Here is a 21,633-nt window from a genome sequence, read left to right as displayed (position 1 = left end):
TTTCCGGAAAGACAAAGCGCCGCCCCACCACCGTTCCCCCTTCCCACTTAGTGGGTAAGGAAGCAAGCGGGGTGAGGCGGCGTTGTTTGTCTGCGACGGTTTTACTTATCGCGCAGAGTCTGGCCCAGCTCGTGGACCTGAATCATATTGGTGTTACCAGAGATTCCAGGAGGGGTACCGGCGATGACGACGATCATGTCGCCTTCCTTGTACTTATCCATTCCCAGCAGAGCCTCATCAATGGCGGCCATCATGTCATCGGTGGACTCGACCGAATCACTCAAGAAGGTCTCTGCACCCCAGGTCAACGCCAGCTGCGAGCGCACCGCCGGGTACGGTGTGAAGGCAAGGAGCGGCAGCGCGGAGTGCAAACGAGCCACGCGCTTCGCGGTATCACCGGAGGTGGTGAAGGCGACGATGGCCTTCGCATTCAGGCGCTCAGCAATATCGCGTGCGGAGTAGGACACAACACCGCGCTTGGTGCGCGGAACGTGCGACAGCGGAGGAACCTGGCCGCCTTGCTCAGCATTCGTCACGATGCGGGACATCGTGCGCACAACATTGTGCGGGTCGATGCCGACGGAGGTCTCACCGGAGAGCATGACGGCATCAGCACCATCGAGCACTGCGTTAGCCACGTCGGAGGCCTCCGCGCGAGTCGGGCGCAGGTTGGAGATCATGGAATCGAGCATCTGCGTTGCCACGATCACCGGCTTGGCATTCTCACGCGCGATCTGGATAGCGCGCTTCTGGAACAGCGGAACCTGCTCCAGCGGGACCTCGACGCCAAGGTCACCGCGCGCAATCATGATGGCATCGAAAGCCAAGACGATGGATTCAAGGGCATCGACCGCCTCCGGCTTCTCGAGCTTCGCAATAACCGGAACGCGGCGGCCTTCCTCATCCATGATTTCGTGGACCTTGTCCACATCGGCTGGGGAACGAACAAAGGACAGAGCGATCATGTCCACGCCGAGCTTCAATGCGAAGCGAAGGTCAGCAATGTCCTTCTCCGACAGCGCCGGCACAGAAATGTCCATGCCTGGGAGGGACACGCCCTTGTTATTGGAGACCGGTCCGCCCTCGGTGACCTCACAAACAACGTCATTGCCGTCGACTTCCTTGCAGACGACGGCGACCTTACCGTCGTCAATCAGCAGGCGGTCACCCGGCTTCGCGTCCTGCGCCAGGTTCTTGTAAGTGGTGGACACGCGGTCGTGCGTACCTTCTACGTCATCAACGGTGATGCGGACGATTTCGCCGTCCTTCCACATCTCTTCACCGTTGACGAAGCGACCCAGACGAATCTTCGGTCCTTGGAGGTCCGCCAGGACGCCGACTGCCTGGCCGGTCTCATCGGTAGCCTCACGGACCCAGCGGTAGTTCGCCTCGTGGTCCGCATGCTCGCCGTGGGACATGTTGAGACGCGCCACGTTCATGCCTGCTTCAACGAGGCCAAGGATTCCTTCCTTGCTTGCTACAGCAGGACCCAACGTACAAACAATTTTGGTTCTTCTATCCAACATGGAGTGCCTTATTCACATCGGGAGTTTCTAACGGTTCCCAAACTACCCCGCTTTGCTGGTCTCGGCCACCACGAATGAAGCTCACACCATGTTTTGACCCTCGAATCAGGCTTCCCCGGTGACTGTTGCAGCCCCTTCCGATTCGGCAACAACCGGGAATAACCGGGCACATCTGGGCATTTTGTGTCCATGCTCCCGAAACTCGAGACTCTCGGTCAAGGCGTCTTAAAACATTGTGTGATCCCGGCTACTTCCCGAAGCCTCAGCGCGTGAATCTGTCGCTAGGCGCTGCGACTGTCACCTTTGTGAGTCAGCGACTCCTGCACTGTCACCGACGTCGGCGGCACGGGCCGGGTCCACCTCTTCTGGTGTTTCCTGGCCGCGCGGCAGCCGGAAGTACACGATGAGCGCTACAACAAAGCAGACCACTGACACGATGACGTTGACACGCAGACCAAAGATGAGCGTGGCATCGTCAGCACGCATGTTTTCTACAACGAAGCGCCCCGCTGTGTATCCGGCGACGTACAGCGCAAACACACGACCATGGCCGAGCTTGAATGCCTTGTGGGCCCACAGCAGGAACACGCACACCGCCACGTTCCACAGCAGCTCATAGAGAAATGTCGGATGCACCGAGGCGATTACTTCCCCGGTCGAGCGCCCACTGATCGGCGCGTATTCACCGCTTTCATTCACACGATAATAAATGTCGAGAGCCCACGGGACGGTGGTCTCACGACCATAGAGTTCCTGGTTGAACCAATTGCCTAGGCGGCCAATAGCCTGCGCCAATATGAGTCCAGGCGCGACGGCATCCGCAAACGGCCCCACAGGGATGCCCTTGACTTTGAACATGAGCCACACCGCGACCGCGCCCAAGGCCACCGCTCCCCAAATACCTAGTCCACCGTTGGTGATTTTCAGCGCGTCGAGAGGATCACACGTGGAGCAGAAGTACTTATCATTATCCGTAATCACGTGATAGAGGCGGCCGCCAATGATGCCGGCTGGGATCACTACCAAGGCAGCATCCCAGACCACATCCGGGTTTCCACCCCGGGCGGTATAGCGGCGCAGAGTCATCCACAGCGCAACGAGGATGCCGGCGATAATGCACATGGCATACGCACGAATAGGGACTGGTCCGAGATGCCACACGCCTTGTGGCGGAGAGGGAATGTTGGCGAGGTAGTAAATCTGCACGGGAAATAGTGTGCCTGAAAAAGACGGCCACTACAACGCGCTTAGCTTCTGCGCGAAGGGCACGCCGGATGCTGGCCGGCGGCCACTAAGGAGCGGGCCAAAGCCATCGGGTCCTGGGCCGCCATAATGGACTCACCGACGAGGATGGCATCGGCTCCCTGCGAGGCATAGGACAACACGTTACGCGGACTATTAACGCCGCCCACCGCAATACGTGTGATGCTCTCAGGAAGACCCGGTGAAATAGTAGAAAAGGCCTCCCGATTAAGTGCATCGGAGGCCAAAGACCACGCATTGATGGCCACGACAGTACCCCCTGCTTTGATAACGCGATCCACCTCAGCGCACGTGCGCACTTCCAGGATGGCTGTCATTCCAAGGGACTCCACGCGGTCGAGGAGCGACTCGAGGCGAGCCTGATCAAGCAACTCCACCTGCAAAGGAATCGCATCCGCCCCATAACAGCGCGCTTCATGAATCTGATAAGGATCAACAATGGTGTCGCGGCACAGCATAGGAATGTCGATTGCAGCGCGGGCAACACGCATGTCCTCCAGGGAGCCATGAAAGCGGCGCCTGTCTGTCTGGCAGGCCATGACGTGCACGCCTGCTTCCTCCAGCTTTCGTGCCAGGGCCGCGACGGAGTGCGGTCCGTCTAGGTGGACGATCTCTCCACCATAAGGCACGGCGCGCTTGATTTCGGTGATGATAGAACATCCCGAACGTAATAGGGCCTGTGCGGTATCGCGCGGTGCGTCCATGTCTCGAGACCGCGCTTTAACTTCCTTGAAGGGGACGCGCGCCTCCCGTGCGGCTACATCAGCTAGTACGCCGGCCACAAGGTGATCGACGGCAATCGGGGTAGGCATGGAGCACCTCCCTTCCCCGAAGGAAACTCAAAGAAAGAAACAGGGGCGTTTGAGATCACACTTAGGCTAGCGCGCCCTTGCCTCTAACAAGAAATCCGGGGCACCCGATTCCGTGCTAGGACCACTATGTGAAGCGGGAAATGCAGCCACGGCTCACGCCGCTGCCATGCCTAGGTCGACCGGGGATCGGTGGGGTCAATATCGGCATCGAGGGCATCCCACATCACACGGCCGGAGTCCTGGGAGGTTTCGAGGTCTTCCTGCAGGCGTTCCTGGCGTACCGCCGGGGTTTCATATTTGGCGGAGCGGGGCTTATCGGCCCCCGGATTGCTCGCCACCATGACCGCGCCGAAGAGGGCAAGCGCCGCACCGGCGATAGCAAGCACGGGGCCAACGGTCGACGCATCAGCGGTGAGGACAGTGGCCCAATCCGAAATGGTTGCGGAATCCACGGAGGTATCGTTCGTTCCTCCCTGCAGCAGCTCTTGAGCACGCTCCGTCTCGGGGCCGGCAGTCAACAGCGCAACCGGGCGCCATCCGGCAGCCGCCGCGGCGAGTGCGGTGAGGACAGAGACAATTCGACGGCCCGTGCGCCGCAGCGCAAAGGCTGCCACACCGCCAGCGAGAACCACGACGCTGAGTGCAATGAGCTCGAGGGACCACAAGGAACCAGATAATTCCACAACACTCGAACCGGCCTTATCGTCTTCGACCGCCGCCGTCACCCACGTCATGCGGGAAGACAGCCACAACAGGATGGCGCCGACGAACATCAGCACGGGTCCGATGCGTTTAGCTCCACTGTGCTTTGCTTCAGTGCACTTTGCTTCAGTGCGCTTTGCTTCAGTGCGCTTAGCCATTGTTCTCCTCTCCGAAGAGATCGCGTGCATCGAAGCACGTCCGGTCCCCGGTATGGCACGCGCCGCCGTGCTGACGAACGGTCAGTAAGACGGTGTCTCCATCGCAATCTAAGCGCGCACCCACCACCTCTTGGGTATTGCCGGACGTCAGACCCTTAATCCAATACTCACGGCGCGAGCGTGAATAGTAGGTTCCACGACGCGTCGCCAACGTATAGGCCAAGGCATGATCATCCATCCATGCCAGCATGAGCACTTCTCCGCGCTCCGATTGCACAATGGCCGGAACCAAACCCGCCTCGTTGCGCTTAAGCTGCTGAGCAATCTCTTCACTCAGCTCATAGTCCCCTACGGCCTCCGAATCGGTGCTTCTGTGCCCGCTGCTTTCATTGTGTACCTTCACTGGCGGACCTCCTTCCCTGCTGCCGCAAGTGCCTCTTTAACCTCAGAGATCTCTACCTCACGGAAGTGGAAGATGCTGGCCGCGAGCACGGCATCTGCCCCGGCATCAACAGCCGGTGGAAAATGCTCGGCCCTACCCGCTCCGCCGGAGGCGATGATCGGCACGGACACCGCCGCACGCACCGCCTCGATCAATTCGATGTCGAAGCCCGCCTTGGTGCCGTCTCCATCCATGGAGTTCAGCAGAATCTCACCAACCCCTAGTTCCTCACCGCGCTTGGCCCACTCCACGGCGTCGAGGCCTGCCGAGCGCGTTCCACCATGTGTGGTGACCTCAAAGCCGCTGGGAAAATCTTTCGCGCGGCGAGCATCCACCGAAAGCACAATGCACTGGGAACCAAAGACATCCGCCAGTTCGCGCAGCAACTCCGGGCGCGCGATGGCAGAGGAGTTTACAGAGACCTTATCCGCGCCGGCACGAAGAAGCTCGCGGACATCGTCCACCGACCTGACTCCACCGCCAACGGTCAACGGGATAAAGACTTGATCGGCCGTACGGCGCACCACATCAAGCATGGTGCCGCGGCCATCCTTTGATGCGGAGACGTCGAGGAAGGTCAGCTCATCAGCGCCCATGTGGCCATAGCGGGCAGCCAACTCCACTGGGTCACCGGCATCACGCAGGTTTTCGAAGTTCACGCCTTTGACCACACGGCCATTATCAACGTCAAGACACGGGATCACGCGCACGGCAAGTGCCATGGTGACCATCCTCCTAAAACTAAAGGTCAGATGAGAGGCAGTCCGTATGGAAACTGCCGAATACTAAAAACTACGTCCGGCTTCAGCGCCCAATTCCCACGCTGGGGTTTAGTGCCGGAGCCTAGCGCTCCCCACGAGGATTTCGGGCGATGGCATCCAGAATTGTGGCATGAACCTGCGGGGTTCCTCCCACAAAGCCCTTCGAGTTGGCGGTCCACTCATTTCCTTCTGGATCACTCACGCGGCCACCGGCGGCCTTGATCATGAGCGCACCCGCCGCGTTATCCCATGGGTGCGGCGAGAAATTCACCGCCCCATCAAACACGCCTTGGGCCACGAAGGCATTGTCCAGCCCCACCGACCCAGTCATGCGGGGACGCAACCCGGTCTCTCGGAGGTCCTTGAACAAATCGGTTGGCAGGTGTGAGGAACAGCCCACATGACCGCGGGCCTCGTCGAAGCCCTGAGCCTCCTCGCCGCCCCCGAAACCGGTCGAGGGGCCGCCGCTGGTGCGCAGTGGCATGCCTTGTGCCGCGACGACGCGACGGTTTAGCAAAGGAAAATCTGCGACTGCGACGACGGGCTTCGCTTCGTGCAAAAGCGTGACAAGAATTCCGCAGCACGGATTTCCCGCGGAATAGTTCGCGGTTCCATCCACTGGGTCCACGACCCAGATCGTCTCTTGGAGGTCTCCCCCGTATTCCTCGCCGAGCACCGGGATTCCGGTGAGCTGACTCAGCGTTTGACGCAACTGCTGCTCAATGACCAGATCTACCTCGGTGGCAAAGTCTCCCTCGCCCTTGAAACGCGCGGGTGCTGCGCCGAGGCCCCTGCGGAAGAGATCATCAACGTGATCCACCGCTGCCTCCGCAAAGGCAACAAGCTCGCGTGGGTCCGACTCCGAAGTTCCTGTCATCGGGGCCATCGGCCTACCTCTCCTCGATCGGGTCGATGTATTCCTCTCCCGGCAGCGGGGTAACCTCTGCAACGGCAGCGAGAGCTTCCTCCAGCGTGAAGCGCTCCTCATAGAGAGCCTTACCGATGATGGCGGAATCAATTCCCTCATTTTCGTAGAGGGCCAATTCACGCAGATCATCCAGGGTGGAAATTCCTCCGGAAGCAGTGACCTTGGCTTCTGTAGCGGCCGCGACCTCACGCAACAACTCAATGTTGGGGCCCTGCAGCGTACCGTCCTTGGACACGTCCGTTACTACGAAGCGAGTACAACCAGCCGCATCGAGGCGTTCGAGGACCTCCCAGAGGTCGCCGCCGTCAGATACCCAGCCGTTACCTCGCGTCCGCCACTCGCCATCCACCAGGCGGACCGCCAAGTCCACTGCGATGCGGTCACCGTGTTCTGCCAGAGCCTTGGCAATCCAGTCAGGGTTCTCCAAAGCCGCGGTACCAATATTGACGCGGCGCGCACCGGTGGCGAGAGCCCGGGCCAGAGATTCATCATCTCGAATCCCGCCGGTCAGCTCCACGTTCAGGTCCACGCTTGTGGTGATTTCGGCGAGCAGTTCATGGTTGGATCCGCGGCCGAAAGCCGCGTCCAAATCGACTGCATGCAGCCACTGCGCACCCTGAGCCTGCCACTTCAGGGCAGCCTCACGCGGCGAGCCATAGGATTTCTCGGTTCCGGCCTCTCCTTGATCAAGGCGAACTGCCTGACCATCAATGACATCAACCGCGGGCAACAGTGTAAAACTCATGGTGGGTAGTCTACCTTTCACGCGGACTCTTTAAAGCGTTCCTATCCAGTTCTTCAGCAGCTGCGAACCAACGTCACCAGATTTCTCCGGGTGAAATTGGGTGGCCCACAATGCACCATTGTCTACCGCAGCGACAAAACGGTCACCGCCATACTCCGACCACGCCACCTTCGGCGGCTCTGTAATCTCGGTCTCCAGCTCCCAGCTCCGTGCGGCATAGGAATGCACGAAGTAAAAGCGATCCTCCGGGCTCACGCCTTCAAACATGCGGCTTCCGCTAGGAAGCTCCACGGTGTTCCATCCCATGTGCGGGAGGACGGGAGCCTGCAAACGGGTAACCTCCCCGGGCCACTCGCCGCAACCTTCGGTGTGCACGCCGTGTTCAGTGCCTGACTCAAAAAGAATCTGCATGCCTACGCAAATCCCCAAAACGGGGCGACCACCAGCCAATCGCTGACCAATGATTCGCGGCCCCTGTGCGGCGCGCAGGCCCTCCATGCAGGCAGCGAACGCCCCCACTCCGGGGACCAAAAGGCCATCGGCCTCTACCGCCTGTTTCGGGTCCGCGGTCACCGCGACGGTGGCACCGACCCTCTCCAGCGCGCGCACTGCCGACCGGACATTGCCAGCGCCATAATCCAGGACTACTACGTCGTGTGAGCTCATCGTGCTTCCTTTCCGGGTCTCCTCGGCCTTCTAATCATGCGCAGGCGGGTTTGGATGTCGTTCAGCTCGCTCACGCGGGTCTTGCCCAAGGCGAGGTCAGCCGCAGACATGAGCAGGCCCACCGCGATGATGGCGGCGCCAGCGGCGAACGCGCCATAATAACCAGACATAGCCACGACGGCGCCGAGCACCGTCGAGCCAAGGCCCGTGCCGCCGTCGTAGAAAATATTCCACACCGCAGAGCCCTCCGAGAGGCGCTCGCGCGGGAGACGGTCGAACATCGACAACAGCGCCTCATTTTGCACGATGCCGAAACCCGCACCGTAGATGACCGTGCCGAACACGAGCAGCCATACTGACCATTCTTGCCACAGCACGGCGGCGATAAGCCCCACGCCTAAGACTGAAAAAGCCTGAGCGGGAATCATCAGCGTGCCTGGCTGGCCTACTCGGTCCGCCACCACACCGGCCACATAGCGCGCGATCATGGCCGAACCACCAATCACCGATAGCATGAGGCCGCCCAAGACAGCGCCGCGCTCAGGATCCAACTCACGCACCGCCGGAGAAATGAAGTTAGATGCCACGCCATAGCTCACGGAAAAACTCATCAGCGCCAGTGCTGGGACGAGCACGAGCTTCCACATCGGGGCGCGCGGGGTGGTGTCTGAGGGGTCCGGCGACCCCACTGGAGCGGCTTTGATTTGCGGCACCAGAATGCACGTGAAGAATCCTAGTAAGCCAAGACCAGCAGCCAGAAGATACACCGTGTTGTAGTTAAAGGCTGAAGCCACCGCGAGGCCCACAGGCAAGAAGGCCATTTGGGCTGCACCGATGAATAGGCCGAAAATTCCCGTGGCCTTACCCAGCAGGCGCCGTGGCGTGATTTCCGCGATGAGTGCGTTCTCCGCCACTGTGAGCGCACCGAAGCCTATACCGCGCAGAGCGGAAAAGCCTAGGGCGATCGGGGCTGCATCGCCCAGCATGTGCCCCAACGCCGGCAGCCCCAGCAACAACGCCGCGGCCGCCATAATCGGGCGGTAGCCAAAGATGCGCAGCAGCATCGGTGTTGCCATTTGGGTAAGCACTGTGGCCAGCATGAACACGCCGGTCGTGGCACCAGCCAATGTCGCGGAACCGCCGGCATCCAGCACGGCCAGCGGCACCACAGGCAGCAAGACCGACCAAGCACCAAAAGCGGAAACCACCGCGATCATGGTTTCCTTAAAGCCAGCAACCTTCCATACGCTCTGAGGGGTCTTTTCTATCACTTCGCCGCCAATCCTGCTGAAAAGATGTCAAGGAACCAGACCAAGGCGGCAGTCACGGAGATCGCCGCGAGCGCACCCGCGACCACAGTCATCAGCACCGACCCGTTCTGGTATGCCGCCCACGCACCACCGACGAGCAACCCGGCGACCAGAAAGAGAACGAGAACCATTACATTCATAAGTCTTAGAGCGCTCCCTTCGTCGAAGGAACTCCGGTCACGCGCGGATCCCACTCAGTAGCCTGGCGCAGAGCACGGGCCACTGCCTTATACTCGGCCTCCGTGATGTGATGCGGATCGCGGCCGTAACGCACGTTGACGTGCAAGGTCGTCGCCGAGTGCGTGGCAAAGGTTTCAAAGAAGTGTCGGTTGATAACCGTGGCGTAATGCCCACCGATAATCTGCCACTCCATGTTCTCCGGCTCGCCATTCATCACGAAGTAGGGACGCCCTGAGATATCGACGACGGCCTCCACCAGCGTTTCATCCATGGGGAGGAGCTGGGAGCCGAAACGGCGGATCCCGGACTTATCCCCCACCGCCTCCAGAAAGGCACGGCCCAGCACGATAGCGGTGTCTTCGACCGTGTGGTGAGCATCGATGTCAATATCGCCCTCAGCGTGAACGCGAAGATCGAAGGAGCCGTGGGTGCACACAGCGTTAAGCATGTGGTCAAAGAACGGCAGCCCCGTCGAAATATCCGACTGGCCGGTGCCATCGAGGTTTATTTCTACAGAGATCTTTGTCTCCCCGGTGACGCGCTCTGCGCGGCCAATGCGGTCGCCATGGTTGTGACGTACAGCGTCGCCAGCACTCATTGCCCCACGCTCCTTCTTCAAGTCATGAGCCCACAATGTGGGCTCATTTCATCATCGTTTTTAGTTAGTCATCTCTACTGTATCTGCCAAGTCCGCCGCGGCCGAAAGGAAGGCATCATTCTCTTCAGGCAGACCAATCGTGGCGCGCAAGAGACCCGGTACACCGTTATCACGAATCAGGACATCGCGGTCCAGGAATCCTTGCCACACCGCGTGCTGATCGGCAAAGCGTCCGAAGGAGACGAAGTTGGATTCGCTGGGTACGACGTAGTATCCGAGCTCCTTAAGCCGTGCGACAACCCGGTCCCGCTCCGCCGATAGTTTGGCCACAGTTCCCAAGGTCTCTTCCTTATGCGCAAGGGCAACGGTGGCCGCGATCTGGGAGAGAACCGACAGGTGATAGGGCAAACGAACGAGCATGACGGCTTCCACGAACGCCGGATCTGCCACGAAGTAGCCCAAACGTCCGCCGGCGAAGTCGAAGGCCTTGGACATCGTGCGCGAGACCACGAGCTTGGTCGGATATTTCTCCAGCAGCGTGGTCGCAGAAGGCGAAGGCGAGAATTCCATGTAGGCCTCGTCCACGATGACGATGCCCGGCGCGGCCTGCACGATCTTCTCCACTACATCGATCGGGGTGACATCACCGGTGGGATTGTTCGGTGTTGTGATGAAAACGACGTCGGGGCGGTGCTTGGCGACGGCCTCCAACGCCTCCTCCTCATCAATACAGAAATCCGCATCGCGTGGGCAGGAGATGAATTCGGTTTGGGTGCCCGCGCATAGGATGGGGTGCATCGAATAGCTCGGTGTAAATCCCAGCGCGCTTCGCCCCGGCCCGCCAAAGGCCTGCAGCAGCTGCTGCAGAACCTCATTGGAGCCGTTAGCTGCCCAGACGTTCTCCACGCTGACAGCCACCCTGGTCTGCTCACTGACGTACTCCGCCAGTGCCGTGCGCAGCTCCACGGCATCGCGCTCTGGGTAACGGTTGAGCTGACGCGCGTGCTTCTCGACGGCCGCCACCATGTCCTTCACCAGCGCCTCCGAGGGCGGATAGGGGTTCTCGTTGGTGTTGAGCTGGTTGGTCACCGTCAGCTGCGGGGCTCCATAGGCGCTGGAGCCGCGCAATTCTTCGCGAAGGGGAAGATCCTTCAACTCAGCCATTGCTTAAGCCTCTTCTTTCTGGGTATCGGTGTCATCAGCGAATCGTGCCGCAATTGCTTCACCATGGGCGGGCAAGTCTTCTGCAGTGGCGAAGGCAATGACATTCTGAGCTACCTCGCCGAGTGCCGCGCGGTCGTACTCGATGAGGTTGACCGGCCGTAGGAAGGTGTGCGTCGACAGCCCGGCGCTAAACCGCGCGGTTCCCGAGGTAGGCAAAACGTGGTTGGAGCCGGCGGAGTAATCACCGAGCGGTACGGGCGAGTATTCACCAACGAAGATCGCGCCGGCGTGGCGGATACGCTCCGCAACTGCCCGGGCATTCTTTGTGTGTACCTCCAAGTGCTCAGCGGCATAGGCGTCCGCGACAGCGATACCTGTCTCGAGGTCGTTGACCAGGACGATGCCGGACTGTTCTCCGCGCAATGCCTCAGCTGCGCGCTCGGCGTTGGCGGTGGCGGTATAGCGCTGAGCTACCTCCGCATTCACCGCAGCGGCAAAGTCCTCAGAACCGGTGATGAGCACGGAGGCAGCCATGGGATCGTGCTCCGCCTGGGAAATGAGGTCATAGGCCACGTAGACGGGGTTAGCGGTCTCATCGGCCAGGATGGCGATCTCGGTAGGACCAGCTTCTGCATCAATTCCCACCACTCCCTGCACCGCGCGCTTAGCGGCAGCAACAAAGACGTTGCCGGGGCCGGTGATGATATCGACAGGCTCCAGAGCTTCTTCACCCGTGGCGGGTTCATCATCGCCGTAGGCCAGAAGCGCGATGGCTTGCCCGCCGCCGACGGCCCAGACATCATCCACGCCCAGCATGTGGCACGTGGCCAGCACTGTCGGGTGTGGCAGCCCACCGAATTCCTTCTGCGGCGGAGAAGCCACGACCATCGCCGCAGCGCCCGCTTCTTGGGCGGGGACGGCATTCATAATGACGGAAGACGGATACACCGCCTTGCCGCCTGGGACGTAGAGCCCTACTCGCTCGATGGGCTGGAAGACCTCGGTGACCGTCGCGCCTGGTGCCAGTGTCGTCGTGTGCGAAGCCGGCTTCTGATCAGCGTGAACGGCACGCACGCGCGCGATAGATTCTTCGATGGCTGCTCGCACACTCGGGTCCAGGTCCTCGGCAGCCTTCTTCATCTCCTCCTTAGGTACTCGCACTGCGGCGGGGCGGACTCCGTCGAATTTTTCGCCGAAATCGAGGGCCGCCGCCGCACCACCCTCGCGGACTTTCTCCACCATGGGGATGACGGTGCCCATCACTGAGGACACGTCCGTTCCCCCTCGCGGCAGGACTCGGCGCAGCCGGGAGGTGGTGAGTTCCTCTCCACGCAGGTCGATGGTTCGTAGCATGCTCAGACCCCTTTTATAATATGCAGCGGTTTCTATACCTTCCCATTACTATACCTGGACCGAAAAGCCAGCGAGCTGGCAGGTAGGGGTTATAGAATGTGCCACTAGTAACACATTCCGGGAGCCCGAATCGGTGAAGGGAGGCGGCGAGATGAGCAACGGCGCCGATGGCCTGGACAGCCAGCCTCCTTCCGACCTGCTTGCCCGTGTCGAAAACCTCGCGCACCGCGAAAGCTTCGATTGCATTCGGGTCACCGCACACGAGCTCCTCTTCCCTCACCCACCGCTTGGGGAAACCCGCGCTTTCATGGACACCGAGGGCGAACCAATCCTGCGTTTCTACACCACCCATCACGGCGTTCTAGGTTTCGGCGACATTCCTGCTCTCAGTGAATTCGTCAATGACTGGAACCATGACTGCCTCTCGCCACACCTCATCCTCAACTATTCGGCACCTACCGAGGTAAAGGTGTGGGGGCATTCCTTCCTCGTGGTTCACCAGAAACCTACAACGTCCCAGCTTTCCGCTTCGGTTCTGCCAGCACTCCACAACGCTGCGGCCTGCCTCGAAGAATTGGCCGATCACTTCCCCGTTCTCACGCTTCCCCGCCCAACGGCTCCGGAAGAAGAAACAGAACTCGACGGCCCCGTCGCCGACGTCGACACCGCTCGGCTTGGGGAACTCTTGCCAGCCCTCGGAATTACACGCTTCCAGGCGGATGCTGACGAGGCCATCTATGCCTGGATCAATGATGTCCTCTTTGCTTTCGCCATCGATTCCGGCCCCAGCCTCATCATCAAAGGCCATTGGGATCCCAACCTGCCGGGCAGCGAGTTCTCCAAAATCTTCCTCATTTGCAATGACTGGAACCGGACCAATCACTCAGCCTCCGCCTTCTGCCACTCAAACATTGATGGGTTGCAGGTACGCATCGATTACGCGGTTATGACGGGCGCCGGGCTTTCCGACGCCCAATTGATCACCGCCCTCGGCCGCGGCATCAAACATGTACTCCACGGCATCGATGACATCTCACGGGAGGCGGTAGGCTCCTCCCCCGTCGCGTGGCCCTAGCGCGCCGTCGACCGGCACCTCATTTCCTTCCGAATCCCTCTCGCTCACAGCATCGCAAGGCGAATCGATGAATAGCGCGGACCAGTAGGCAAACATGGCCATAAACGGCCCTACCAGCCAGGCACTACCCGGCGAGAATTTCGGCACAAACTCTACATACTCTCCGGGATTCTCGGGAATATAAGTGGCGGTGGCTCCACCGAAGACATAAAACGATGCCGCGCCAGCCAGAGCAGCCAGAGCCACCCACAGCAGTACGCCGACGCCACGGTAGCGCTCACCTCGCACGTAGGCAGTAGCCCCCAGGGCCGCGCTAAGAACTCCGGTGATCAGTACGAAGGTGATATAGGAATCAAATTGCACGTCGGCAACGTTGCTCAAGGCGTAGCCGCCATCATCAACCCGGTGCCCCTTGAGAGCTGGACGCCACAGTCCCCACGCGGCGCCGGCTGCAGAGAATCCAAAGAGTGCTAACGCGAGCAACCCCGCGCCGAATCCAATGGCGCGGGGTATGCGAAGGCTAAGAGCACGCAGTCCAGGCACGATACTCTCTAGCCGCAGAAGGTCCAGTTACCGTTCTCACGCTTGAAGCGCATGGTGGAGCTATCCATGCCCTGGCTGGTGTTGACGTTCACAGTCGCGGAAGCATCGTCACCGTTAACCACAACATCGTTGATGGACTCAACACCGGTCTTGGACCAGTCAAAGCCATCCATCTGGGAAGTATCCTGGCCCGCTGCCGCCATCATGTCCTTGAGCTGGTTCATCGGAACATCCGGAACCTGGTTGTAATCAACCTGATCGAGGCCGGAGTTCGGATCGTTGCGGATAGCCGCGCAGGTGTGCTCCGGGAGGTACTTCACAAAGGAACGCATGGTCTGCTGCTCATACATACCGCGTACTAGGGTGTTAATACCGTCGATATCCTCCTGGCTGGCAGCTTCACCCTGAACCGGTTCGACCTTGGGCATGTTCTGGAAAGGATCAGCGCCTTCTTCGAAGGGGTTGGCCAGAGTCTGGTTAGCAGCCTCGGGGTTCTCTCCCTCCGGCTTGGCAGCTTCGTCCTTATTCTCTTCGCCGTCCTTCTTGTCCTCCCCCTCCTTCTTCTCCTCAGAAGTCTTCTCTTCCGTCTTCTTCTCAGACGTCTTTTCCTTAGACTTCGTAGTCGTGGTGGTCTTTGCCGCAGAGGACGCAGTGTCACCTGCATTCTCATCATCGGAACCACAAGCAGCCAAGGAAAGCGGCGCAACGAGTGCAACAGCAATGAGGGACTTCTTGGCAGGTGTCAGAAAAGACAAGGGAAAACTCCTAAATGTACATAGAGAGCGATAGGTTAAACCACGCGGGACGCAGTGTTTGCTCTTGGGCAACTCACATAACCTTAACAAGCGCTGTTTGAAGAATTCATATTCTACGCCTTGAAGCTTCCTGTGAGCCTCACGAGGGTATTCTCTTGCCGCGTAGAGTTGGTCGTGTGCACCTTTCTCGCGACGCTATCGTTTCCACCGCCCTTGAGCTTTTGACCCAATACGGCCTTGCTGATGTCACTATGCGCCGAGTCGCCACCAACCTCGGAGTCGCACCCGGCGCGCTGTACTGGCACGTGGCCAACAAACAATCTCTCATCGCCGCGATGACAGCTGAAATCCTCTCCCCCGTCTCTGGGGAAAGCACGGCAGAACTGGTCAGTTCCCTGCAGGGGGAGCTGCGCCGCTGGCGCGATGGCGCTGAGGTAGCCATCGCCGGCGCTGCCTTCCCAGAGTCTTCAGCGAGCGCTGACTTAGAAGAGCTATTTATAACGGCATTACAAAAGGAAGCTCCCGCTGCATCAACGGAAGATAGTGTCGTCGCTGCCCGCACCCTGATCCACTACATCCTGGGAGCTACCTTTATGGAGCAATCCCGCGAGCAGCTCAGTGGGGCGACACCACAAGGGTCGTCGCCAAGCACCGCAACTCCAAGCCCACACAGCGCGCCGGTGGATGCCACCTCGGTGCGCGCCGCGGAGCTCATGGTCGCCGGCTTAAGGTCACTGCGAAGCGATCACATACATCAGAATTGACTAAGCTAAGCCTCATGACTGAGACCCGTGCTGACTCAACGCCATCTCACCAGGTATGGCCTGGTTCCCCCTCTCCGCTCGGCTCCACTTTCGATGGAGCAGGAACAAACTTTGCAATCTTTTCCGAAATCGCCGAAAAGGTCGAGCTCTGCCTCATCGACCAAGATGGCAGCGAAGAACGCATTGAACTAACGGAGATCACCGCTCACGTCTGGCACGCCTACCTCCCCAACGTCAGCCCCGGGCAGCGCTACGGGTATCGCATCCATGGCCCCTATGAACCGGAGCACGGCCTGCGCTGTGATCCTTCGAAACTGCTTGTTGATCCTTATGCTCGCGCCTTCGACGGAGACTTTGACGGCGATGCCTCGCTGTACTCCTACGACATCTTCGCTGAAGAGCCAGGCACCGGACGCAACCAGGATGATTCCTTGGGCCACACGATGCTGTCCGTGGTCATCAACCCCTTCTTCGAGTGGCACGGCGACAACCGTCCACATACCCCGGATAACGAAACCATCATCTACGAAGCCCACGTGAAGGGCATGACGATGACGCACCCGGATGTGCCGGAGGAGCTGCGCGGCACCTACGCCGGCATGGCGCACCCTGCGATCATCAACTACTTCAAGGACTTGGGTGTGACGGCCGTCGAGCTGCTGCCGGTCCACCAGTTCCTCCAGGATGACCGTCTGCGCCAGCTGGATCTGCGCAACTACTGGGGCTACAACACCTTCGGCTTCTTCGCCCCGCATGCGGACTACGCCTATGCCAAGAAGCCCGGCGAGGCGGTGGCTGAGTTCAAGGCTATGGTTCGCGCCTACCACGAGGCAGGGATTGAGATCATCCTCGATGTGGTCTACAACCACACCGCCGAGGGCAACCACATGGGGCCAACCATCGCCTTCCGCGGCATTGATAACCACGCCTACTACCGCTTGGTTGATGACAACCCCGAGCACTACATGGACTACACCGGTACCGGTAACTCCCTGAATGTCCGTCACCCGCACTCCCTCCAGCTGATTATGGATTCGCTGCGTTACTGGGTGACGGAGATGCGCGTGGATGGCTTCCGGTTCGACCTCGCGTCCACTCTGGCGCGCGAACTCGATGATGTGGATAAGCTCGCCACTTTCTTCGATTTGGTCCAGCAGGACCCGGTGGTCTCCAAGGTCAAGCTCATCGCCGAGCCCTGGGACGTGGGCCATAACGGCTACCAAGTTGGCAACTTCCCGCCCATCTGGAGCGAATGGAACGGCAAGTACCGCGATACCGTCCGTGATTTCTGGCGCGGGGAGCCGGCGACAATGGGTGAGTTTGCCTCACGCCTGACTGGTTCCTCCGATCTCTATGCCAACAACGGCCGCCGCCCCACCGCGTCTATCAACTTCATCACCGCGCACGATGGCTTTACGCTTCGTGATTTGGTGTCCTATAACGAAAAGCACAATTCCGAGAACGGTGAAGACAATCGCGACGGTGAGTCCCACAACCGCTCGTGGAACCATGGCGTGGAAGGGCCGACTGACGACGAAGAGATTAAAAAGCTCCGGCGCCGCCAGGTCCGCAATTTCCTCACTACCCTCCTGCTATCCCAGGGCACCCCGATGCTGTGCCATGGTGATGAGCTGGGCCGCACCCAAGACGGCAATAACAACGTGTATTGCCAGGACAACGAGATTTCCTGGATCGATTGGTCGATGTTGGAGCAGGAAAAGAACGTCGCCATGCACGGCTTTACCAAGCGCCTGATCAACATCCGCAAGAACCACCCGGTGTTCCGCCGCCAGCGTTTCTTGGCTGGTGGCCCCTTTGGCTCTGAGGTGAAAGATCGCGATATTGCCTGGCTCGTGCCCTCCGGCAAACTCATGACCCCGCAGGACTGGGATTTTGAGTTCGGCAAGGCCCTCATGGTCTATCTCAACGGTAACGCGATTACGGAAACCACTGCCCGCGGTGAACGCATTACGGATGATTCCTTCATCATGATTTTCAACGCTCACCACGAAGACATCGAGTTCACGCTGCCCAAGAAGGACCTGGGTGCTAGTTGGAGGCTCATCGTCGACACCTCTGATTCCGGTGGCTATCCGGACGAGGAGAAGCTCATCGCAGCCGAAGGTTCCATCGTGGTACAGCCGCGCACAACGCTGATCCTGCGCCAGACTGAGCCCCCAGTTTTCGACGATAGCGATGACTCTGCGCAATCCGCTGCCACGGCAGAAGAAAGCCGATAGCTAGACTGCACTCCACCGTCTGCTGTCCACCATTAACCCCGTCCTTGAAAGGAAACCGTGTCCTATACCGCCCACGGTGCTGTCATTGATGTCACCACCGATGCACTCACCGTCCAACGCTCCCAGCTAGCCGCTTCCCTTGGCGCCCCAGCCCGCGAGGCTCTCTCCTTAGCTGATGCCACGGGCGTGGAGTGCACGGAACCAACGGAGACAGGGTTTGGGCAGGTCATAGTGCGCGGCACGAGCGATTCTGCAGGGACCGTTGGGGACACGATCATCCGCTTCGCCCCCGGCCAAGACGCGGCCGCATTTGCCCGCGCGGTTGAGGCAGCGCTGCGCGGCGAAGCACCGGCTGCCAGCAGTGGTGTGCAGGGGCTCAACTTCACCGCCGTCGATGTGGAAACCGCCAACGATAACTGGGGCTCGGTCTGCCAGATCGGTGCGGTCCGCTTCCGCGATGGCGAAGAGACCGAGTCCCGCACGTGGCTGTGCACTCCCCCACCGGGGCTCGAGCACTTCGACGAGGTCAACATCAGCATCCATGGCATCACAGCGGAGGACGTCGCTGATACTTTACCTTTCGCTGATGCCGCCGCCGAGCTCTTCGAGTTCCTCGGCACAGACACGCTAGTAGCCCACAACGCGCAATTCGATTCCACGGCCCTGCGCAGTGGCCTCAAGAAGGCCGACGCGCCGGTGCCAGAACTTCGCTTAGCGTGTTCCCTGGCACTGGCCCGCGACGCCTCCCGTGCAGGCGTCATCGACGTGGCCAACCATAAACTTCCCACCGTTGCCTCCTACCTCGGTGCCGAGGATTTCCGCCATCACGAGGCCACAGCCGACGCCCGCGCGGCGGGCGAGATTGTCAGTGCCCTAGCGCAGCGCTTTGGTCACTCCGGAAGCATTGAAGACTTGTTCACCACCCGTGATTTTGCGCTGGGCACGTTGAGCGAGGACTCCGTCATCCCGGTCCTGCGCGCCAACACCGCTCCCCTCTCCGCTGCCGACTTGGGCGCTGGTACGGATTTCCGCGACAAGACGCGCATGGCGGGTACAGCCTCGGGCTCGAAGAAGAAGGGCTCCGCCGCTAAGGAGCGCCGTGGTGCAGCCCCGTGGCAATCCGTATCCACTCCGGACACCATCCCGGATCCCAATCCTGATGCGGATCCGGAAGGCGCGCTATTTGCTCAGAATGTCACTCTCACCGGTGACTTCGAGCCTTTCGACAAGGGCCTTTTGTGGTCCAAGATTGCTGAACGCGGCGGCCAGGTGGGCAAGAATGTCACGAAGAAGACCACCATCCTGGTTGTGGGCCAGTGGGCTACCAAGACCTCTAAAGAAAAACGCGCTGAGGAGCTGCAAGGCAAAGGCCAGGACATCGCGATCTGGCAGACGGACAAGCTGTTAGAGGAGCTGCAGCTTGATGAGGCTCCGCCGTTCTAACCTGCGTAGCTCTTGAGCACGGAGGCGCTAGAACATCAAGGCTCTAGCGCGTGGTGGGTTTTCTACGAACTAGTGGGAACCTGTGGGCATAAAGCCCAGTCCAATAAGGGCAAGGAATCTGCACTTGCCTACCTTTCGGAGTAAATCCACCATGACCATCGCGCTGCCCACCTCCCTCCGCATCGACCACCTGCTCCCCTCGCTCTGCCCGAGCGAGGAGCTCAACGGAATCAAGCTCTGTGATGATGGCTTCGGTGATTCACCTGCTAGCCTCCAGCTATCGCGGACGCTATCGATGTCCTTGGTCCACGGCACAGGCACCGAAGCCAAGCGCGTGAGCCAGCGCGCTGTGGACGATATGGGTTTGACCGTGCGCCAAGCTTGGGATGCTGCCGCGCTGAATCTGCAACGCCGCGCACTGACGCAGCAGGGGCTGCGCTTCTTTACCCGGCCTGCCGAACTCGGACTGGGTAGAACGGAAAAGGGCCTAGAGGTGCGGGTGCATCGCTGCGCTGTCTCGTCGTGGTTGGCTCACCCGCAGGCCTTCGTTATCCTGGACAATCATTTGCAGCGGCTTAGCCAGGCTCGGAGTATTACCTACCTCGTGCCTGATGCGCACACTCTCTACGCGCTGCTCAACATTTCCCCGCAGCGCGCCACGGAACTGGCCTACCGCGCGGCCGAATTGCGCCCGCGCCATCGACCACCGCTGAGCTTGCAACCACTAGTATTAGCTAACGGCTTTCCACTGGAGGTGTAGACACACCTCCATACTTCCTCCGCCGTGGCCGAAAGGAGTCACGTTCTTAAGATGGCTGAATCATCCATGTCCCGCCTGAGCAACCAGTACCATTCCTGGGTACACGCGCATCCTACCGCGGCGCAGGATTTCCGCGATGCCATCGAGGACTTGCTTAACGACGCCGGCATTATCTTTGACCGCGTAGCGACCCGCGTGAAGCTGTGGCCTTCTCTCAAGGCGAAAGCGAAGAAGCGCCGCGACAACGGCGAGCTGATGTACCCGAAGCCGTGGGAAGATATCCACGATGTTTTGGGGGTGCGAATTACCGTCTTCCACTCCACGGTTATCCCGGAAGCTCTAGAGGTTTTGGGAGAAACCTTTACCGTGCTGCGCTCGGTGGACAAGGCGGCGGAAACGCGGATTTCTGGTGGTTTTGGTTATGGCTCGCACCATTTGGTGCTGACGGTGTCCGAGGACAGCGCCGCCACGCTGGAGGAACTTGAGCCTTATATCGGCTGGACCTTCGAGATTCAAATCCGCACCGTGCTACAACACGCTTGGGCGGAATTTGAGCACGATATCCGGTACAAGCAGGGCCCGAACCCGCCTTCCCCGCAGGTGGATCGCCTCTTCACACTGGCTGCGGGCCTGATTGAGCTGGCGGACCAGCAATTCGATGAAATCGCCGCACTCAAAGCCCCCAGTTCTGAGGCAGGCGATGACGTGGAAATTACAGCCGAGACCCTCCCTGGTGTCCTCGCCATTATTCTGGGCAGCCGCTTCCCTCGTTCACGCTCGGAGCATTATCGCTTCCTTGCCGAGTTGCTCGACAACAACGGCATCACACGCTTGAGCCAGCTCAAGCAGCTGCTCGACGATGACGCCATCGCCCACGTGCACGATGCCATGCGTTACCGCTTCCGCCCGGGCCAGGTCAGGCTTATCGACGACTTGCTGCTCAACAAATTCGGTGCCCAGCACATCGAAGCCACGGCCGAGGCCGGTGACCGCAAAGACCGCAAGCGCCGCTTGAATGCTCGGCTGAAGGCCTTAAAGAACTTCCGAAATAATTAGCGGAATCCACCGCGGAATTTCTCCATCTGCCGGCGCTCCTTCTTCGTCGGGCGGCCAGCACCGCGCGGGCGGACCGGGACGGAGGGCATAAATTCCTTCGGCGGTGGCGGCGGGGCGTGGTCGATGTAGCAGGTGCGCGCAATCGGGGCGCCGACGCGCTTGGACACGGTGGCGAGCACCTCAAGGTCATGCTCGTGGTGGTTGCGCCACACGCGCACGCGGTCGCCAGGAACGACCTGCTGCGCGGGCTTAGTGGCGTTGCCGTTGAGTTTGACGTGCCCGGCGCGCACCGCCGTGGCGGCCTCCGAGCGGGTCTTGAACATGCGCACGGACCAAACCCAAGCATCAATGCGTACGGGCCGCCCGTCGGGCTGATTCACCATGGGCTT

23 protein-coding genes are annotated in these 21,633 nt (G+C 60.1%); 6 read left to right on the top strand and 17 right to left on the bottom strand.

Going from position 1 to position 21,633, the window contains the following annotated elements; translation table 11 throughout:
• Positions 1 to 101 precede the first annotated feature (101 nt).
• From pyk to hisD, 14 genes are all read right to left on the bottom strand, one after another.
• Positions 102 to 1,523 (bottom strand): pyruvate kinase, encoded by a 1,422-nt coding sequence (pyk, locus tag HMPREF2781_RS01465; RefSeq protein ID WP_070445728.1) that lies wholly within the window; start codon positions 1,521 to 1,523, stop codon positions 102 to 104.
• A 300-nt stretch (positions 1,524 to 1,823) separates the two neighbouring features.
• Positions 1,824 to 2,732, bottom strand: a complete 909-nt coding sequence (gene lgt / locus HMPREF2781_RS01460) for a prolipoprotein diacylglyceryl transferase (RefSeq protein ID WP_070445434.1) — start codon at positions 2,730 to 2,732, stop codon at positions 1,824 to 1,826.
• Positions 2,733 to 2,773: 41 nt separating this feature from the next.
• Positions 2,774 to 3,601, bottom strand: a complete 828-nt coding sequence (locus HMPREF2781_RS01455) for an indole-3-glycerol phosphate synthase TrpC (protein ID WP_070445431.1) — start codon at positions 3,599 to 3,601, stop codon at positions 2,774 to 2,776.
• A gap of 170 nt (positions 3,602 to 3,771) precedes the next feature.
• Complete coding sequence (locus tag HMPREF2781_RS01450; RefSeq protein WP_070643902.1) at positions 3,772 to 4,374, bottom strand: TIGR02234 family membrane protein; 603 nt, start codon at positions 4,372 to 4,374, stop codon at positions 3,772 to 3,774.
• A gap of 79 nt (positions 4,375 to 4,453) precedes the next feature.
• Positions 4,454 to 4,864, bottom strand: coding sequence for a phosphoribosyl-AMP cyclohydrolase (gene hisI / locus HMPREF2781_RS01445; RefSeq protein ID WP_070445428.1), 411 nt, complete (start codon positions 4,862 to 4,864; stop codon positions 4,454 to 4,456).
• Entirely contained in the window at positions 4,861 to 5,625 is a 765-nt protein-coding gene (hisF, locus tag HMPREF2781_RS01440; RefSeq protein ID WP_070445717.1) for an imidazole glycerol phosphate synthase subunit HisF, read from the bottom strand. The genes hisI and hisF overlap by 4 nt, the downstream gene beginning before the upstream one ends.
• A 121-nt stretch (positions 5,626 to 5,746) precedes the next feature.
• Positions 5,747 to 6,550, bottom strand: a complete 804-nt coding sequence (locus HMPREF2781_RS01435; protein ID WP_070643780.1) for an inositol monophosphatase family protein — start codon at positions 6,548 to 6,550, stop codon at positions 5,747 to 5,749.
• 4 nt (positions 6,551 to 6,554) lie between these two features.
• Entirely contained in the window at positions 6,555 to 7,337 is a 783-nt protein-coding gene (priA, locus tag HMPREF2781_RS01430; RefSeq protein WP_070643777.1) for a bifunctional 1-(5-phosphoribosyl)-5-((5-phosphoribosylamino)methylideneamino)imidazole-4-carboxamide isomerase/phosphoribosylanthranilate isomerase PriA, read from the bottom strand.
• 30 nt (positions 7,338 to 7,367) lie between these two features.
• Entirely contained in the window at positions 7,368 to 8,003 is a 636-nt protein-coding gene (gene hisH, locus HMPREF2781_RS01425; protein WP_070643774.1) for an imidazole glycerol phosphate synthase subunit HisH, read from the bottom strand.
• A complete protein-coding gene (locus HMPREF2781_RS01420; RefSeq protein WP_070445416.1) occupies positions 8,000 to 9,220 on the bottom strand; it encodes an MFS transporter in 1,221 nt (406 codons plus the stop codon). The genes hisH and HMPREF2781_RS01420 overlap by 4 nt, the downstream gene beginning before the upstream one ends.
• Positions 9,221 to 9,270: 50 nt before the next feature.
• Positions 9,271 to 9,453, bottom strand: coding sequence for a hypothetical protein (locus tag HMPREF2781_RS01415; RefSeq protein WP_070445412.1), 183 nt, complete (start codon positions 9,451 to 9,453; stop codon positions 9,271 to 9,273).
• 5 nt (positions 9,454 to 9,458) lie between these two features.
• Positions 9,459 to 10,091, bottom strand: coding sequence for an imidazoleglycerol-phosphate dehydratase HisB (hisB, locus tag HMPREF2781_RS01410; RefSeq protein ID WP_070643772.1), 633 nt, complete (start codon positions 10,089 to 10,091; stop codon positions 9,459 to 9,461).
• Between the two features lie 60 nt (positions 10,092 to 10,151).
• Positions 10,152 to 11,255, bottom strand: coding sequence for a histidinol-phosphate transaminase (locus HMPREF2781_RS01405; protein WP_070643770.1), 1,104 nt, complete (start codon positions 11,253 to 11,255; stop codon positions 10,152 to 10,154).
• A 3-nt stretch (positions 11,256 to 11,258) separates the two neighbouring features.
• Positions 11,259 to 12,608: a histidinol dehydrogenase gene (gene hisD, locus HMPREF2781_RS01400; protein WP_070643767.1), complete on the bottom strand. Its 1,350-nt coding sequence runs from the start codon at positions 12,606 to 12,608 to the stop codon at positions 11,259 to 11,261.
• Positions 12,609 to 12,759: 151 nt separating this feature from the next.
• Here hisD and HMPREF2781_RS01395 point away from each other — a divergent pair, with 151 nt between their 5' ends.
• Positions 12,760 to 13,683 carry a YbjN domain-containing protein gene (locus tag HMPREF2781_RS01395; protein ID WP_070643763.1) on the top strand — a complete coding sequence of 308 codons (924 nt, stop codon included), beginning with the start codon at positions 12,760 to 12,762 and terminating at the stop codon, positions 13,681 to 13,683.
• On the opposite strand, the gene HMPREF2781_RS01390 is transcribed toward HMPREF2781_RS01395, so the two are convergent.
• Together HMPREF2781_RS01390 and HMPREF2781_RS01385 are read right to left on the bottom strand one after the other, a co-directional pair.
• Positions 13,642 to 14,226 (bottom strand): hypothetical protein, encoded by a 585-nt coding sequence (locus HMPREF2781_RS01390; protein WP_246821746.1) that lies wholly within the window; start codon positions 14,224 to 14,226, stop codon positions 13,642 to 13,644. The genes HMPREF2781_RS01395 and HMPREF2781_RS01390 overlap by 42 nt on opposite strands.
• Before the next feature lie 8 nt (positions 14,227 to 14,234).
• Complete coding sequence (locus tag HMPREF2781_RS01385; protein ID WP_070643759.1) at positions 14,235 to 14,981, bottom strand: hypothetical protein; 747 nt, start codon at positions 14,979 to 14,981, stop codon at positions 14,235 to 14,237.
• 176 nt (positions 14,982 to 15,157) lie between these two features.
• Between HMPREF2781_RS01385 and HMPREF2781_RS01380 the strand changes: the two genes are divergently transcribed.
• The 5 genes from HMPREF2781_RS01380 to HMPREF2781_RS01360 all read left to right on the top strand — a co-directional run bounded on the left by HMPREF2781_RS01380 (position 15,158) and on the right by HMPREF2781_RS01360 (position 21,244).
• Complete coding sequence (locus tag HMPREF2781_RS01380) at positions 15,158 to 15,745, top strand: TetR family transcriptional regulator (protein WP_070643756.1); 588 nt, start codon at positions 15,158 to 15,160, stop codon at positions 15,743 to 15,745.
• Between the two features lie 14 nt (positions 15,746 to 15,759).
• On the top strand, positions 15,760 to 17,985 hold the full coding sequence (gene glgX / locus HMPREF2781_RS01375) for a glycogen debranching protein GlgX (protein WP_070643753.1): 2,226 nt from the start codon (positions 15,760 to 15,762) through the stop codon (positions 17,983 to 17,985).
• A gap of 57 nt (positions 17,986 to 18,042) precedes the next feature.
• Positions 18,043 to 19,428, top strand: coding sequence for a 3'-5' exonuclease (locus tag HMPREF2781_RS01370; protein ID WP_070445385.1), 1,386 nt, complete (start codon positions 18,043 to 18,045; stop codon positions 19,426 to 19,428).
• 124 nt (positions 19,429 to 19,552) lie between these two features.
• A complete protein-coding gene (locus HMPREF2781_RS01365; RefSeq protein WP_236659250.1) occupies positions 19,553 to 20,188 on the top strand; it encodes a hypothetical protein in 636 nt (211 codons plus the stop codon).
• 51 nt (positions 20,189 to 20,239) lie between these two features.
• A complete protein-coding gene (locus HMPREF2781_RS01360) occupies positions 20,240 to 21,244 on the top strand; it encodes a GTP pyrophosphokinase (protein WP_070445378.1) in 1,005 nt (334 codons plus the stop codon).
• On the opposite strand, the gene HMPREF2781_RS01355 is transcribed toward HMPREF2781_RS01360, so the two are convergent.
• Positions 21,241 to 21,627 carry an RNA-binding S4 domain-containing protein gene (locus HMPREF2781_RS01355; RefSeq protein WP_010190494.1) on the bottom strand — a complete coding sequence of 129 codons (387 nt, stop codon included), beginning with the start codon at positions 21,625 to 21,627 and terminating at the stop codon, positions 21,241 to 21,243. The genes HMPREF2781_RS01360 and HMPREF2781_RS01355 overlap by 4 nt on opposite strands.
• Between the last annotated feature and the right edge of the window lie 6 nt (positions 21,628 to 21,633).

It is taken from the genome of Corynebacterium sp. HMSC062A03 (genome assembly GCF_001811145.1).
Lineage (GTDB): Bacteria > Actinomycetota > Actinomycetes > Mycobacteriales > Mycobacteriaceae > Corynebacterium > Corynebacterium aurimucosum.
The sequence above is the reverse complement of the archived record's forward strand: the minus strand, read 5'-3'. Positions and strand labels throughout refer to the sequence as shown.